The following is a 14,531-nucleotide window of genomic DNA, read 5'->3' as shown; positions in this document are numbered from 1 at the left end:
CTGTTGCGGATCGGCCCCATATGGCGCGGGGTGCCGTCCGGCCCACCGGCCAGCCTTGTGATCCTCGCGGCAAATTGCGGATCGGGGCCCTTCGTCACGCTTTCCCGGCGCAAGCGAAAGGCGTTAGCCTCCTCCCCCAATGGGGTCGACGCGACGAACGCCGTCCGCCCCCGCCCGTCAGTTCCAGGTTTTCGCCATGCGCCCCCTCCGAGCCTCCGCCCCCCTCGCCCTTCTGGCGCTGCTTCTCGCCTTCACGGGCCCAGCGGCCGCGATCGAGACCGCGGCGCGCAACGCACTGCTCCTGGATCTTGCCACCGACACGGTTCTCTTCGAGAAGGCCGCCGACCAGGAGGCTCCCCCCGCCTCGCTCTCCAAGCTCATGACGCTGGCGGTGATCTTCGACCAGCTCAAGAAGGGCTCGATCCGGCTCGACCAGGAGTTTCCGGTCTCGGAATACGCCTGGCGCACGGGCGGCGCGGCCTCGGGCGGCTCGACCATGTTCCTGCCGCTCAACAGCTCCGTCTCGGTCGGCGACCTCATCAAGGGCATCGCGATCCAGTCCGGCAACGATGCCACGATCGTGGCGGCGGAAGGCATCGCCGGCAGCGTGCCGCTGTTCGCCGACATGATGAACGCCAAGGCCAAGGAGCTCGGCCTCACCCATACCCACTACGCGAACCCGCACGGCCTGCCCGACCCCGGCCAGTATACCTCGGCCCGCGATCTCGTGACGCTCGCGGCCTACCTGATCCGCACCTATCCCGAGCAGTATCCGCTGTTCTCGGAGGAGGAGTTCACCTTCAACGGCATCAAGCAGCGCTCGCGCAACCCGCTCCTCGCCTTCGGCGCGGACGGGTTGAAGACGGGCCACACGGCGGAGGCGGGCTACGGGCTCGTCGCCTCGGCCAAGGACGAGTCGGGCCGGCGCATCGTCTTCGCCATGATGGGCATGAAGAGCGTCAACGAGCGCGCCTCGGAGGCGCGTGCCATGATGACGCTCGGCCTTCGCGGCTTCGATCGCGTCAGCGTGGTCAAGGAGGGCGAGAACGCGGGCGAGGTGCCCGTCTCGGGCGGTGCGGTGGCGAGCGTTCCGGTGCGCGCGGCGGGCGCGGTGGAGCTTCTGGAGCCGCGCGGCTCGGGCGCGCCGTTCCAGCGGGAGATCGTGCCGGTGGGCACGCTCGAGGCGCCGGTGGCGGAAGGGCGGCGCGTGGCCGTGCTGCGCGTCACGCGCGACGGGCAGACGCTGCGCGAGGAGCCGCTCTACGCCGCCGCCAGCGTCGAGCGCGCCGGCATCCTCCAGCGCATCCAGGAGACCGTGCTCGGTCACTTCCGCTAGAGGCGGCCGCCGGGGCGCCCTGTCGCGGGCGCCCTCGCCTTGATCCGGGCGCCCGGCGCGATAGCTCCGCTCGCCTGGAATGCCGGGCACGGCCCGGCGCCTGCGATCGTCGCCCGATAGGGAGTTACGCGGCATGCGCGCGGTTGGATACGCGGTCTCGCCCCCCGACCGCTCGGTGGAACACCTCGTCGACCTCGACCTGCCCGATCCCGTCCCCGAGGGGCGCGACGTCCTGGTCCGGGTCGAGGCGGTGTCGGTGAACCCGGTGGACGCCAAACAGCGCGGGCCCGTCGCCGATCCCGCCCGCCTGCCCCGCGTCCTCGGCTTCGACGCGAGCGGCACGGTGTTCGCGTGCGGTCCCGAGGCCACTCTGTTCCGCCCCGGCGACGAGGTCTGGTATGCCGGCGCGGTGGACCGGCAGGGCTCCAACAGCCGGCTGCAGCGCGTCGACGAGCGCATCGTCGCCCTCAAGCCCAAGAGCCTCGGCTTCGCGGATGCCGCCGCCCTGCCGCTCACCGCGATCACCGCCTGGGAAACGCTGTTCGACCGCTTCCGGGTCGACCGCGACGGCGCCTCGCGCACGCTGCTGGTGATCGGGGCGGCGGGCGGCGTCGGCTCGATCGCGACGCAGATCGCGCGGGCCGTCACGCCGCTCACGGTGGTGGGCACCGCCTCGCGCGATCCCTCGCGCCGCTTCGCGGTCGAGCAGGGCTGCCACCATGTGATCGACCACGCCCGCCCCATGGCGCCGCAGATCCGCGAGCTCGGCCTCGGGCCTGTGGACTACGTCTTCGCGGTCAGCCAGACGCCGCGCCACATGGCCGATATCGGAGCCCTGATCCGCCCCTTCGGACACCTGTGCGTCATCGACTCGGCCGAGCTCGACCTCGCGCCGATCCGCCAGAAGTCCGTGTCGCTCCACTTCGAGTACATGTTCACGCGCTCGCTCTTCCACACGTCCGACATGATCGAGCAGCACCGCCTGCTCGGCGAGGTGGCGCAGCTCGTGGACGCGGGCCGGCTGCGCAGCACGCGCACCCATACCCTCTCGCCCATCTGCGCGCGCACGCTGCGCGAGGCGCATGCGCTGATCGAGCGGGGCTCGACCACGGGCAAGATCGTTCTGAAAGGCTGGGAGAACTGAGGCGATGGGATTTCTGACGGGACTTCTGGGTCTGGCGGGCGACGTCGACCGCGAGGGGCTGGCACGCGAGCTCGGCCCCGTGCTCCTGCCCGACGAGGGCATCGAGGTCGCCTTCCAGATCGTGCGCGACCAGATCGTCTTCACCGACCGGCGGCTGATCCTCGTCGACAAGCAGGGCGTGAGCGGGCGCAAGCGCGCCTACCACTCCGTCCCCTACCGGGCGATCACCATGTTCTCGATCGAGACCGCCGGTTCGTTCGACGCGGATGCCGAGCTGCGCATCTGGATTTCCGGCCAGCCGACGCCGCTCACCCAGAAGCTGTCGCGCGGCGTCGACCTGTCCGGTATCTCGCAGGCGCTCGCGGCGGGCGTTCTGCCGCCCGCGCGCTGAGCGGGCACAACCCCCGGCACCCGTTCGCGGCGGCCGCTGCGTTTTTAGCGCGCTGTCAAGTCGTTGCCCTGCCGGGCAGCGGCCGCTACCCCTCCCCCATGATGATTCGACGCCTCCATCCGCGAGCCGGCGCGCACGCGATTTTTGTTGCGCGCCGTGGATCGCAAATGCGGAATTACAGTTAACGCCGCATGAAGACGATCGCCGCAGATGTCCGCTTTGCCGAAGCGCGCGACGCCGCCGCGCTGAGCCTTGTCCACGAGGCCTCATGGCGAGGCGCGTACGGAGGGTTGATCCCCCACCGCGCCCTGTCGCGCATGCTGGCGCGTCGCGGTCCGGAATGGTGGGCCAAGGCGATCCGCAACCGTGCCACCATCCTCGTGCTCGACTATGACGGCGAGACCGTCGGCTACGCCACGCTCGGGCGCAACCGGACGCTGGCGCTGGGGGCTGAGGGCGAAATCTACGAGCTCTATCTGCGGCCCGAATTCCAGGGCCTCGGCTTCGGGCGGCGCCTGTTCGACAGCTGCCGCACCCTCCTGCGTTCGCGCGGGCTGAAGGGCCTCGCGGTCTGGGCGCTGGCCGACAACGAGAACGCGCTGCGCTTCTACGAGGCGGCGGGCGGCATCGACGTGGCGGGCGGGGCCGAGACCTTCGAGGACCGCACGCTGCGCAAGGTCGCCTTCACCTTCAGCTGACCTCTGCGCGAGGGAAGGCGCCGTTCACCTTGCCGGCTCCCGTTTGCGCCGGCCCAATGGACTCGCCTCATCCGCTCGGCTAGACGCTGGGACCCCATGCCAACGCGGGAAAGGTCTCCCATGCGCATCGAAGCCATCGCTCGCGGCAAGAACCCGCCGGACGACATCAACGTCATCATCGAAGTGCCCGTCGGCGGCCACCCGATCAAGTACGAGATGGACAAGGAAGCCGGCGCGCTCTTCGTCGACCGCTTCCTCTACACCCCGATGACCTACCCGGGGAACTACGGCTTCGTGCCCCACACCCTTTCCGAGGACGGCGACCCGATCGACGTGCTCGTCTGCTCGACGCGCCCGCTCTTTCCCGGCTGCGTGATCAACTGCCGTCCGATCGGCGTCCTCGTGATGGAGGACAATGCCGGACAGGACGAGAAGGTGATCGCCGTTCCCTCGCCCAAGCTGACCCAGCGCTACAACAACGTCTACGAGCACACCGACCTGCCCGAGATCACGCTCAAGCAGATCGAGCACTTCTTCGAGCACTACAAGGATCTGGAGCCCGGCAAGTGGGTCAAGATCGGCGGCTGGGGCGGCTCGGCCGACGCCAAGAAGCTGATCCGCGAGGCCGTGGAGCGCTACGAGAACGCCTCGCCCAAGGAGCGCGAGTCCGATCCGGTGGGCCAGGAAAACGCCTGACCGGGACTCAAGGTCCGCCAGACATGAACGAGGCGCCCCGGGAAGACCGGAGGCGCCTTTTTCGCGGGCGCTCGCCCGCGCTTGCCGGACATGGGCTAGAGCGCGGAGAGCCAGCCCTCCAGCGCCGCGCGCAGGGTCGGCGGGATCGTGCCCGCCAGGATCGGGCGGTCGCGCCCGCAGCGAAAGCTTCGCGCCGCGAGCTCACCCGCGTCGGCGTCGGGACCGGCCACGGCGGACAGGCAACCCGGCGACCCGTCGGCGGCCGGGCGCAGCACGAGCAGGAGTTCCGCCGAGCCTTCCGCCGCCCGCCAGCGCACCGTCGCGGCCACGGGCCGCCCCTCGCCGTTCGCCTGCCAGTCGATCATGGTCGCGAAGCGCCCCGGCAGCGGAAGCGGGGCAAAGGCGGGGCGATCGCCGCCGAGCGAGAGCGTGCGCCGCGCCTCGGGACCGAAAACCCGGACGTCGACGCCGGCCAGCCCCACGCAGCGCCACGCCTCGTCGGCGATCCGCTCGCAAAGACCGGGGCTGATCGGGCTCGCGGCGCCTGCCAGCCGGGGTTGCGCATCCGCGCGCGGCGGCGCGTCAGGGACGGGCTGCGTCGTTGAGGCCGCCAGGAGCCAGAGCGCGAAGAACATGCTCCAGCCTAGCGGGATCGCCGGAGAAGCGCACGCGCTTTTCGCGAAAGGTCCCGCCCGCCTCGAGGGTGAGGCTCGAGAGGGCGACGCCGAGCGCATCGGCCAGAAGCCGCAGGAGCGCGGCGTTGGCAGCACCCTTCTCGGGGATCGCGCGCACGCGCGCCCGCAGCCGCCAGCGGCCATCCTCGCCCGGCTCGGCCGCATCGATGCGGGTCGAGGCGGCACGCGGCGTCAGCCGGACGTGGAGGATCGTCTCCTCCGGCGCCGCACGGGCGCGCATGCGTCCTCAGATGCCGGCGCGATAGATGGCGGGAATGACGTAGATGAAGATCAGCTGCTGGATGAAGAAGATGACCAGGAGCACCACCAGCGGCGACAGGTCGAGCCCGCCGAGGTTGGGCAGGACGCGCCGGATCGGCCGATAGAGGGGCTCCGTCAGGCGGTAGAGCATGTCGGCGACGGAGCGCACGAAGTTGTTGCGGTAGTCGAGGATGTTGAAGGCGAGCAGCCACGACAGGATCGCCGACACGATGATGATCCACCACAGGATGTTGAGGATCAGGAGAACCACTTGGATGACGGCGAGCATGGGTCGCGATGGGCCTTCGATGGGGGCCGCGGGCGGCCGGGAGGGAAACGGGAATCGGAGACTAGCGCCGCCCATGTGGTGATTTCGCTAACGCGAGTCCACGCCCTCGCGCGCCTCACATCCGCTTGACACCGCAGAGCCCGCCGCGCTAGAGGATCGCCACCGGTGGACGGGGCTGTAGCTCAGTTGGGAGAGCGCGTCGTTCGCAATGACGAGGTCAGCGGTTCGATCCCGCTCAGCTCCACCAGGTACCTCCTTCGATTGAGTGGACAAGCGGCGCGCTGCCAGCGCGGGTTCCGCATGACAGAGTCTATGCCACCCGCGCGCCGGGAATAGCAGGCTTGCTCCGCGCCGGGCTCGCGCCGGCGGAAAGCCTTGTGTTCCGGATCGGGTCGTCCGTCGGGCGGACGGCTTGGTGGTCGCGTGCGACGATGAGCGCGCAACCCTTCCCGGACACGACGGCGTTATCGCGTCTAGGATCCGTGAGCGTCCCCTTCCCCCGGGATCCCGAAACCAGCGCGAGGCGCGATCGATGTTCGTGGACTATCGCAACTGGCGTCCGCCCGAGCCCCTGCCGGAGCGTCCCCCTTCGCCCAAGCTGACGCGGCGCCAGGAGAAGGTCCTAATCTGGGCGATCGGGCTCAACGTCCTGGCGCTGTTCGTGGCTCCGCTCGCGGGCGTCACCGTGCTGCAGGCCCTCTGGGCGTGGGCGGCGGGCTGAGGGGCGCCTTCTTCCGTTAGCTGGCGCAGCGACGCGAACGATCCGGCGCGCCGGGACTTTGCGCCTTGCGTAGGATCAACGGGAGCGCCATCCACCATGCCGTCACTTGCGGGCCAAGTCATCGTCGTCACGGGCGCCAGTTCCGGCATCGGCCTTGCCACCGCGCGCCTCGCCGCGCGGCAGGGGGCGAGCATCGTCCTCGCCTCGCGCGACGAACCACTCCTCCGGCGCCTCGCGCGCGAGATCGAGGAAACCGGCGGCCAGGCTCTCGCGGTCCGGACCGACGTCGCGGTGGAGGCCCAGGTCGAGGCGCTGGTCGATCGGGCGGTCGCACGCTTCGGCCGGATCGACGCCTTCGTCAACAATGCGGGCATCGCCGCCTATTCGACGCTTGACGCGTTGCCGCTCGCCGAGCACCGGCGCATCTTCGAGACGAACTACTGGGGTCTCGTCCACGGCTCGCTCGCCGCCGTCCGCCATTTCCGCTCGCGGCCGGGCGGAGGCAGGCTCATCAACGTCGGCTCGGTCAACTCCGACTTCGCGATCCCGCTTCTCAGCGCCTATTCAGCCTCCAAGCACGCGGTGAAGGGATTCACGGATGCGCTGCGGCGCGAACTCCTCGCCTCCGATCCCGCGATCACCGTCACGCTGATCAAGCCGTCGGGCATTGCGACCGGCTTTCCGCAGCATGCCCGCAACCATCTGGCGGAGGAGCCGCGCGTCGTGCCCCCGCTTTATGCGCCCGAGATCGTGGCGGATGCGATCCTCGATGCGGTCCGCCATCCCCGGCGCGAGATCGTGGTGGGGGCGGTCGGCCCCGCGCTCGCCGTGCCGCTGGCCCTGTTTCCCCGCGCCATGGACCGGTTGCTTGCCGCCGTCGTCCCGCCCCTGTCGAAGTCGCGCAACCCGCGCACGCGAACCGACAATCTCGACGCGCCGACCGGCGAGGCCCTCGTCCACTACGCCCACGCGCCGGGCCTGCCCTTCAGCCCCTATACGGCGATGCAGAAACGCCCCGGCCTCACCGTGCTTCTCGCGGCCACAGCTGTGATCGGGGCGATCGCCTCCCGTCGGCGGCGTTCGCGATACGATCCGCGCCGCTAGCAGACGCATCGGCGTCCGGGCTCGGTCCCCGGACGCCGATGCTCCGTCAGCGCAGGCGCGGCTGGCCGTTGGAGGCCGACAGGCCGCCGTCCACCGGCAGGTTCACGCCGGTGATGAAGTAGGCGTCCTCGCTCGCCAGAAACGCGATCGCACCCGACACGTCGTCGGGCCGGGCGCCGCGGCCCATTGGAATACGCTCCTCGAACTCCTGGATGAGGTCGGGCTGATCCTGCATGCCCTCGGTTAGCGCGGTGTAGACCAGCGAGGGGTTCACCGCGTTCACCCGAACCCCGTTCGCGGCCTCGTCCAGGGCGAGCGCGCGGGTGAAGTTCGTCACCGCGCCCTTGGCCGCGCAGTAGAAGCTGTGGTTCCAGTCACCGCCGAGCCCCGAGACCGAGGAGACGTTGACGATCGAGCCCTTGGACTTGCGCAACTCCGCGATCGCGGCCCGGCTGAGCTGGACGACGCCATAGAGGTCGGTCTCGATGACCTTGGTGAACTCCGAGAAGTCGCCTTCGTCGAGTTTGCCGAGATGGTCGACGCCGGCGTTGTTGACGAGGACGTCGATCCGGCCGAAGCGCTCCAGCGTGAAGCGCACGAGCGTCTCGCAGTCCTCGCGCCGGCTGACGTCGCAAACTTGCGTCTCGATCCGCCCTTCGCCGCCCCCGAGCGCGGAGGCCACCTTGCCGAGGCCGTCGGCATCCTTGTCGCCGAGAACGAGATGGGCGCCCTCGGCCGCGAAGCGCCTGACGGCGCCCTCGCCGATGCCCGAGCCCGCGCCGGTCACGATGACGACCTTGCCTGTGAAACGTGCCATGCCTGTTGTTCCGATCCGATGGTGTTGGACGGCCGGCGGGAAGTGCCGGCGGCGGTCGGGCAGGAGAAGGGTCGTGCGCGACGAGAGTTGCAGCAAGATGGCGCTTTTCGTCCGGTCGCGACGGCTTGACGCCCGGCCGCCTCCTCGTGTCCCTCGGCCGTTCCGACGGGCGATCAAGGCCCGCGCCTTGGAAGGAGGGTCCGCCATGGGATCGTGGTCCGCACCGCTTGCCGTCGATCCGGCGCGCTTCGTGCCGCTCGGCGGCGCGCTGCTCGTGCTTCTCGTCGCGCTGCTCGCGCTTCGGCGCTGGTGGCGCTCGCGCGTGCGGCTCGAACGCCGCCCGCTCCTTACCAAGGCGGAACTGGAACTCCTTTCGATCCTTCGCGCCGCGCTTCCCTCGCGGCTGATCGGCTGCCAGGTCTCGATGGGCGCCCTGCTCCAGCCCCGGCGCGGGATCGGTCGGCGCGCCGCCTCGCTTGCGCGCAACAAGATCAGCCAGAAGGTCGTGGACTTCGCGGTGATCGATCCGGCGACGGGCGTCGTGGAGGCGTTGATCGAGCTCGACGACTCGTCGCATGACGCCCGACGCGACGCGGCCCGCGACCGGCTGCTCGCGCAGGGGCGCTATCGCGTGATCCGCATCCCTTCCAAGCCCCGTCCGACGCCGGACGTGGTGCGCCCCTATCTCGCGGGCCTCATCGCCTGAAAGTCGCTTGGCCGCGCATGGATACCGGAAACCTCGACGGGTTGGGACGTTGGTTCGACAGACCCCTTTCCGAAAGGATCCGCTGTGCAGGAAAAATCGAAGAACCGCTCCGCCGCAACCTTCATCCTGGTCGGCGCGATCGTCGTGGCGCTCCTTCTGATCGGCCTGTGGTCGGATTGGTTCGGGCTTCTGGGAACGGAAATGGCGCCGGGCAGCACGGTTCCGCCCGGCAACCCATCCTGAACGCGACCGGTGCGGCCTTCCGGGCGACCCTGGCGTATTCGGCGACCGCCGAGCGCCTCTCAGGCGACGACGGAAACGGTCAGGGCCTCGAGCAGTTTTGCTGCGTCGCCCGGGGCCAGACGGACCTGCAGGCCGCGCTGTCCGCCGTTGATGAAGACGAGCTCGTGCCGCAGCGCCGCCTCCTCGAGAAGTACCGGCACGCGGCGCTTCTGGCCGAACGGGCTGATCCCTCCGACCTTATAGCCCGTCAGGCGTTCGGCATCGGCCGGGGGCATCATCTGCGCGGACTTGGCGCCAAGCGCCGCGGCCACGCGCTTCATGGAAAGCTCGCGGTCGGAAGGCAGGATCGCGCAGGCCGGGCGGCCGTCCGCCAGAACCATGAGCGTCTTGAGGACGCGATCCGGCGCCTCGCCGAGGGCCTCGGCCGCCTGGAGGCCGATCGAGCTGGCATAGGGATCGTAGTCGTAGCTGCGGATCGAGAAGGCGACCCCGGCCTTCTCCAAGGCCCGCGTCGCGGGGGTCGTTCTGGACATGCGCCTTCTTCGCGTCCCTCCTCGGAAGTCACCGGGTGATTAACCAGGGACGCGCGGGATGCAAGGCTCCCTTGCAGAGTTTGCGCTCCTTTAAATCGGTTCAGTCGCCTATCTTCCGGGTGTCGAAAGAAACCAGAGAGCAGCGGCCACCACCGACGAGAGGCCGCGCCCAACCACCAAGGAAGAGACCCATGGGTATCACCTCCGCCCTTCGCGCCTACCGCTCCTACCGCCAGACCTCGAACGAGCTGAACCGCCTGTCGAACCGCGAGCTCGCCGACCTCGGCATCAGCCGGGCCGACATTCCGACCGTCGCCCGTCAGGCCTCGCGCTAACAGTTTCACGCTTTCGCTGCGGCACTCTCCTCCCAAACGTCGCAGCGGATCGGCCGAAGGTTCCTCCCACCTGAGGCCACTCATACGCCCCCGCCGGTCCTCCCCCGGCGGGGGCGTTTTGATATGCGGATCAGCGGGCCCGCGTCACGCCCATTGCGCGAGCGTCAGGCCGCCGATCAGGAGATAGATGACGAGGCCGAGACTCAGCTTGAGCCGCCCGTCGACCTGCGTTCCGCCGAGAAAGCGCTTCCAGAACGCAAGGCCGGCATCGTCGCCCGGTTTGACGCTGTCCATGCGTATCCCTTCCCTGTCCCGGTCGTTTGTGCCGCCTCGCCCTCAGGCGGCGGCGGTCGCGTCCATCCAGTCCTTGTGACGCGACTCGTCCGCGTAGGCCTTCTGGAAGAAGGCGCGCGCCTCGCCGCTGGCGACGCCGTTCTTGGCCGCCTGGTCGTAGGCCATCTTGGTCTCGATCTCGTTGGTCGACATGGCCTTCAGGATCGTCCGGTCGCCGACGATCGAGGCCAGCGCCACCTTGCCGGTGGTGAGATACTGCTTGACGTCGCCCTCCCGGGGCGCCTCGGTTCCGAGCGCGGCGGCCATGCGCGTGAGTTCGGCCACATGGCTCTCGTGGTCGCGCTTGAACTCCGCGATCCGCTGCTTGTGGGCGGGATCGTCCAGCCGCTCGATCGTCGTGTCGTAGGCGGCGATCGCGTCGTGCTCGAGGATGAGCAGGTTCTGGACGAGCTTTTCGAACGTCGTCTCGGTTCCGACCGTGGTGACCATGGGGTCTCTCCGTCTGGTTGAACAGATCCGGGAAAGGCGAGGCCGGACCCTGCCGTTCCAAACTCATCACTTAGCCGGCACCACGGCTCGGCCGGGCCGAAACACCATCGCCGCCGAAAGTTTGCGCGCTATCTTCTTGGTCGGGGATCGATGAACCGGCGCTCATGGTGCCGATACGGGATGTGGATGGGGAAGCTGCGAAGGGACATGGTGGCGCCGGCCAGGCGTCGCGGGCGCAGCCGCGCCCGGACGGCCCGCGCGATGGCGCTGGGCATGGTCGCTGCCGCGCTGGCGGGTTGCCGGGGACCGCAATCGGCCTTCGACCCGGCCGGCACGGAGGCCGCGGGCGTCATCCACCTGTTCTGGGTGATGGCGGCGGGCGCCGCGCTGATCTGGCTCTTCGTCATGGGCATCTCGGTCTACGCCACGCGCGTCCAGCCCGGCGCCCATAGCGAGCGCACCGGCAACCGTTTCATCCTGTGGGGCGGCGTCGCCTTCCCGGTGGTGGTGCTGACCGCGCTGCTCGTCTTCGGCCTGCGCCTCATGCCGGGTTTCCGCGCGCCCGCCGACGGGCCGCGCATCGCTGTGTCGGGCGAGCGCTTCTGGTGGCGCGTCCACTACGACACGCCCGATACGCCCGGCGTCGCCAAGGCGCTGACGCTGGAGGGCGTGCCCTCGGCCAACGAGGTCTGGCTGCCGGTCGGCCGCCGCTCCGAGATCCTTCTGGGAAGCCCGGACGTCATCCATTCCTTCTGGGTGCCCAATATCGCGGGCAAGACCGACACCATTCCCGGGCGCATCAACCGGCTCGTGCTGGAGCCGACAAGGCTGGGCACCTTCAACGGCATCTGCGCTGAATTTTGCGGCACCGCCCACGCCCAGATGGGCTTTCGCGTGCGTGTCGTCAGCCAAGCCGACTACGACGCACGGGTGGCGCTGGAAGCCTCCGATGCCGCTGTGCTCGACCATCCGGGGCGGGCGAGTTTCGAACAGGCCGGCTGCGGCGCCTGCCACGCGGTGCGCGGCACCGCCTCGGTCGGCCTCGTCGGCCCGGACCTGACCCATCTGGCGAGCCGCCAGACTCTGGGCGCCGGCATCCTCCCCGTGACCCCCGACAACATCGCGCGCTTCGTCGCGCTCACCGAACACGAGAAGCCGGGCGTCCAGATGCCACCCTTCAGCATGCTGCCGCCGGACGAACTCGCCAGCATCGCCGCTTGGCTGGGAGCGCTGCGATGAGCATGGCCGAGCTCGACGCCCTGCGCCGTCCGGGCGACCCGGACCAGAACGACGAGGCCGTCCGCAAGGCGCAGGCCGAGCGTCTGATCGCGGTCTGGGACAGCCCCAAGGGCTGGCGCTACTGGTCCGACGTCAACAACACCACCGTCGGCGTCTGGTACACCGCGACGGCCTTCGCCTTTATGCTGTTCGCGGGCGTGCTCGGCCTCCTGATCCGCGTGCAGTTGGCCGCGCCCGACAACGACTTCCTGTCGGCCACGATGTACAATCAGGTGTACACGCTGCACGGCACGGTGATGATGTTCCTGTTCGCCGTCCCGATCTTCGAGGCGGTGGCGGTTATCCTCCTGCCGCAGATGCTGGGCGCGCGAGACCTGCCCTTCCCGCGCCTGTCGGCCTTCGGATACTGGTGCTTCCTGATCGGCGGCCTCTTCGTGTGCGGCTCGATCTTCTTCGGGCAGGCGCCCGACAGCGGCTGGTTCATGTACCCGCCGCTCACCACGCAGGCGCGCTTCACGCCGGGCTACGGCGCCGACATCTGGCTGCTCGGCCTGTCCTTCATCGAGGTCGCCTCGATCGCGGCCGCCGTTGAGCTCATTGTCGGCACGCTGAAGTGCCGCCCGCCCGGCATGCGCCTCAACCTCATGCCGCTCTACGCCTGGTACGTCCTGGTGGTTGCGGCGATGATCCTGTTCGCCTTCCCGCCGCTGATCGCGGGCGACGTCCTGTTCGAGATGGAGCGGCTGTTCGACTGGCCCTTCTTCGATCCCACGCGCGGCGGCGACCCGATGCTGTGGCAGCACCTGTTCTGGATCTTCGGCCACCCGGAGGTCTACATCATCTTCCTGCCGACCATCGCGCTGTTCGCGATGATCATACCGACCTTCGCGCGCCGGCCGCTGCTCGGCTATTCCTGGATCGTGCTGGCGGCGGTCGGCACGGGCTTCCTTTCCTTCGGCCTGTGGGTCCACCACATGTTCGCGACGGGCCTGCCGGCCATGTCGCTCGGCTTCTTCGCGGCCGCCTCCGAGGCGGTCGCCATCCCGACCGGCGTCCAGATCTTCGTGTTCCTAGCCACCTGCCTGGCCGGCCGCGTCCTGTTCTCGGTGCCCATGCTCTTCGTATCGGGCTCGCTCGGCATCTTCGTGCTGGGCGGCCTCACCGGCGTCATGGTGGCGCTCGCGCCCTTCGACTGGCAGGTCCACGACACCTACTTCGTGGTGGCCCACCTCCACTACGTCATCATCGGCGGCGTCCTGTTTCCGATCGTGGCCGGCCTCTACTACTACTGGCCCGTCGTGTCCTCGCGGAAGCTCTCGGACCGCTGGGGCAAGCGCGCCTTCTGGCTGATGTTCGCCGGCTTCAACATCGGCTTCTTCCCGATGCACTATTCCGGCATGATCGGCATGCCGCGCCGCGTCTGGACCTATCCGAAGGCGCTCGGCCTGGAGCTGCCGAACCTCGTCTCCACCGTCGGCGCCTTCATCTTCGCGGCCGGCTTCCTGATCGTCGTCGCCGACATGCTGCGGCCCCGCAAGGACCCCTATGCCAGCCGCAACGTCTGGAACGCGGGCACGCTGGAATGGTCGGGCGAGGTGCCGGACCAGCCCTGGGGGGTGCGCTCCATCCCGATCGTCCGCTCGCGCTACCCGCTCTGGGACCAGCCGAACTTCGTGGACGACATGGACAAGGGCCGCTTCTACCTGCCGGACGCGCAGGAGGGGAAGCGCGAGACGCTGGTGACGTCGGTGCTCGACGCCGAGCCCGTGCAGTGCCTGCGCGTGCCCGGCCCCTCCTTCGTGCCCATGATCGCCGCCGTGTTCCTCGGCGCCTGCTTCATCGCCGCGACCTTCCACTACTGGACGCTGACGATCGCCTCGCTCGTGGTGGCGGTGCTGGTGATCATGTTCTGGCTCTGGCGCGCCACCGCCGTGATCCCGGAGAAGGATGAGAAATACGTCGGTCTCGGCCTGACCCTGCCGACCTACGTCTCGGGGCCGCACTCGGTCTCGTGGTGGGCGATGTTCATCACCATGATCGGCGACGCCACCGCCTTTCTGAGCCTCGTTTTCGGCTACTACTTCTTCTTCACGATCCATGCCGACTTCCCGCCCGCGGGGACCACGGGGCCGGGGCAGTTCTGGCCGACCGTCGCGCTGGCCCTCTTCGCGCTCGCCTGGGGCGGCACGCTCGTGTCGCACCGCGTGCTGAAGGCTGGCAACGTGCGCGGGGCGCAGCTCCTCATGGCCGGCGCGCTGGTGGCCTTCCTCGCGGCAGGCGCGGCCATCCTCTGGGGACCGCACGCGACCGGCCTCCAGCCGACCGTCCATGCCTATCCCGCGATCGTCTGGATCATCGCGATCTGGACCGCGATCCATGCCGGCGTCGGGGCGCTCATGCTCGCCTACTGCCTCGTGCGCTCGCTCGCCGGGCACCTGACGCCGCGCTACGACATCGATCTCTCGAACGTCGCGCTCTACACCCACTTCGCGGCGGCCACCGGCCTCGTCACCGTCCTGACGATCGGCTGGTTCCCGCTGGTCGCCGGAGGCTGATCCCGC

Annotated in this window: 19 protein-coding genes and 1 tRNA gene; 13 read left to right on the top strand and 7 right to left on the bottom strand. The window is 69.3% G+C overall.

Annotated features, from left to right (window positions below; translation table 11 throughout):
• The first annotated feature begins 196 nt into the window (after window positions 1-196).
• The 5 genes from AUL35_RS04740 to ppa all read left to right on the top strand — a co-directional run bounded on the left by AUL35_RS04740 (window position 197) and on the right by ppa (window position 4,265).
• The gene (locus AUL35_RS04740; RefSeq protein WP_062012582.1) at window positions 197-1,336 is read left to right on the top strand and encodes a D-alanyl-D-alanine carboxypeptidase family protein; all 1,140 of its coding nucleotides are present in this window, start codon (window positions 197-199) and stop codon (window positions 1,334-1,336) included.
• A gap of 133 nt (window positions 1,337-1,469) precedes the next feature.
• The gene (locus AUL35_RS04735) at window positions 1,470-2,480 is read left to right on the top strand and encodes a zinc-binding alcohol dehydrogenase family protein (protein ID WP_062012540.1); all 1,011 of its coding nucleotides are present in this window, start codon (window positions 1,470-1,472) and stop codon (window positions 2,478-2,480) included.
• 4 nt (window positions 2,481-2,484) lie between these two features.
• Entirely contained in the window at window positions 2,485-2,871 is a 387-nt protein-coding gene (locus AUL35_RS04730; RefSeq protein ID WP_062012538.1) for a PH domain-containing protein, read from the top strand.
• A 191-nt stretch (window positions 2,872-3,062) separates the two neighbouring features.
• Window positions 3,063-3,569, top strand: coding sequence for a GNAT family N-acetyltransferase (locus tag AUL35_RS04725; protein WP_062012536.1), 507 nt, complete (start codon window positions 3,063-3,065; stop codon window positions 3,567-3,569).
• Window positions 3,570-3,689: 120 nt separating this feature from the next.
• Window positions 3,690-4,265, top strand: a complete 576-nt coding sequence (gene ppa / locus AUL35_RS04720; RefSeq protein WP_062012534.1) for an inorganic diphosphatase — start codon at window positions 3,690-3,692, stop codon at window positions 4,263-4,265.
• Between the two features lie 95 nt (window positions 4,266-4,360).
• Here ppa and AUL35_RS04715 read toward each other — a convergent pair whose 3' ends face one another.
• From AUL35_RS04715 to AUL35_RS04705, 3 genes are read right to left on the bottom strand one after another with little or no spacing between them, the layout of a single operon-like run.
• On the bottom strand, window positions 4,361-4,900 hold the full coding sequence (locus AUL35_RS04715; RefSeq protein ID WP_062012532.1) for a hypothetical protein: 540 nt from the start codon (window positions 4,898-4,900) through the stop codon (window positions 4,361-4,363).
• Complete coding sequence (locus AUL35_RS04710; protein WP_062012529.1) at window positions 4,848-5,180, bottom strand: DUF167 family protein; 333 nt, start codon at window positions 5,178-5,180, stop codon at window positions 4,848-4,850. The genes AUL35_RS04715 and AUL35_RS04710 overlap by 53 nt, the downstream gene beginning before the upstream one ends.
• A 6-nt stretch (window positions 5,181-5,186) precedes the next feature.
• The gene (locus tag AUL35_RS04705; protein WP_062012527.1) at window positions 5,187-5,489 is read right to left on the bottom strand and encodes a YggT family protein; all 303 of its coding nucleotides are present in this window, start codon (window positions 5,487-5,489) and stop codon (window positions 5,187-5,189) included.
• 171 nt (window positions 5,490-5,660) lie between these two features.
• Here AUL35_RS04705 and AUL35_RS04700 point away from each other — a divergent pair.
• The 3 genes from AUL35_RS04700 to AUL35_RS04690 all read left to right on the top strand — a co-directional run bounded on the left by AUL35_RS04700 (window position 5,661) and on the right by AUL35_RS04690 (window position 7,314).
• Window positions 5,661-5,736, top strand: a tRNA-Ala gene (locus AUL35_RS04700).
• A gap of 285 nt (window positions 5,737-6,021) precedes the next feature.
• Entirely contained in the window at window positions 6,022-6,210 is a 189-nt protein-coding gene (locus AUL35_RS04695; protein WP_062012525.1) for a hypothetical protein, read from the top strand.
• A 96-nt stretch (window positions 6,211-6,306) separates the two neighbouring features.
• The gene (locus AUL35_RS04690; protein WP_062012523.1) at window positions 6,307-7,314 is read left to right on the top strand and encodes an SDR family oxidoreductase; all 1,008 of its coding nucleotides are present in this window, start codon (window positions 6,307-6,309) and stop codon (window positions 7,312-7,314) included.
• A gap of 46 nt (window positions 7,315-7,360) precedes the next feature.
• On the opposite strand, the gene AUL35_RS04685 is transcribed toward AUL35_RS04690, so the two are convergent.
• Window positions 7,361-8,131, bottom strand: coding sequence for an SDR family NAD(P)-dependent oxidoreductase (locus AUL35_RS04685; protein WP_062012581.1), 771 nt, complete (start codon window positions 8,129-8,131; stop codon window positions 7,361-7,363).
• Window positions 8,132-8,336: 205 nt separating this feature from the next.
• Here AUL35_RS04685 and AUL35_RS04680 point away from each other — a divergent pair, with 205 nt between their 5' ends.
• Both AUL35_RS04680 and AUL35_RS21980 read left to right on the top strand, forming a co-directional pair.
• A complete protein-coding gene (locus AUL35_RS04680; protein ID WP_062012521.1) occupies window positions 8,337-8,837 on the top strand; it encodes a DUF2726 domain-containing protein in 501 nt (166 codons plus the stop codon).
• Window positions 8,838-8,921: 84 nt separating this feature from the next.
• Window positions 8,922-9,080 carry a hypothetical protein gene (locus tag AUL35_RS21980; protein ID WP_156417833.1) on the top strand — a complete coding sequence of 53 codons (159 nt, stop codon included), beginning with the start codon at window positions 8,922-8,924 and terminating at the stop codon, window positions 9,078-9,080.
• A gap of 59 nt (window positions 9,081-9,139) precedes the next feature.
• On the opposite strand, the gene ybaK is transcribed toward AUL35_RS21980, so the two are convergent.
• Entirely contained in the window at window positions 9,140-9,613 is a 474-nt protein-coding gene (gene ybaK / locus AUL35_RS04675) for a Cys-tRNA(Pro) deacylase (RefSeq protein ID WP_062012518.1), read from the bottom strand.
• Between the two features lie 191 nt (window positions 9,614-9,804).
• Here ybaK and AUL35_RS21475 point away from each other — a divergent pair, with 191 nt between their 5' ends.
• A complete protein-coding gene (locus AUL35_RS21475; protein ID WP_082666108.1) occupies window positions 9,805-9,948 on the top strand; it encodes a DUF1127 domain-containing protein in 144 nt (47 codons plus the stop codon).
• Window positions 9,949-10,092: 144 nt separating this feature from the next.
• On the opposite strand, the gene AUL35_RS21975 is transcribed toward AUL35_RS21475, so the two are convergent.
• Together AUL35_RS21975 and AUL35_RS04670 are read right to left on the bottom strand one after the other, a co-directional pair.
• Window positions 10,093-10,242, bottom strand: coding sequence for a hypothetical protein (locus AUL35_RS21975; protein WP_156417832.1), 150 nt, complete (start codon window positions 10,240-10,242; stop codon window positions 10,093-10,095).
• 42 nt (window positions 10,243-10,284) lie between these two features.
• The gene (locus AUL35_RS04670) at window positions 10,285-10,731 is read right to left on the bottom strand and encodes a DUF2383 domain-containing protein (RefSeq protein WP_062012516.1); all 447 of its coding nucleotides are present in this window, start codon (window positions 10,729-10,731) and stop codon (window positions 10,285-10,287) included.
• 186 nt (window positions 10,732-10,917) lie between these two features.
• Between AUL35_RS04670 and AUL35_RS04665 the strand changes: the two genes are divergently transcribed.
• Both AUL35_RS04665 and ctaD read left to right on the top strand, forming a co-directional pair.
• A complete protein-coding gene (locus tag AUL35_RS04665) occupies window positions 10,918-11,970 on the top strand; it encodes a cytochrome c oxidase subunit II (protein WP_244493663.1) in 1,053 nt (350 codons plus the stop codon).
• On the top strand, window positions 11,967-14,525 hold the full coding sequence (ctaD, locus tag AUL35_RS04660) for a cytochrome c oxidase subunit I (RefSeq protein WP_062012513.1): 2,559 nt from the start codon (window positions 11,967-11,969) through the stop codon (window positions 14,523-14,525). Before AUL35_RS04665 ends, ctaD begins: the two co-directional genes overlap by 4 nt.
• The last annotated feature ends 6 nt before the right edge of the window (window positions 14,526-14,531 follow it).

This window comes from Aureimonas sp. AU4, from assembly GCF_001463765.1.
In the GTDB taxonomy this organism is placed as follows: Bacteria; Pseudomonadota; Alphaproteobacteria; order Rhizobiales; family Rhizobiaceae; genus Aureimonas.
Note: the sequence above shows the minus strand (reverse complement) of the source record. Positions and strands in the feature narration are given on the sequence as shown.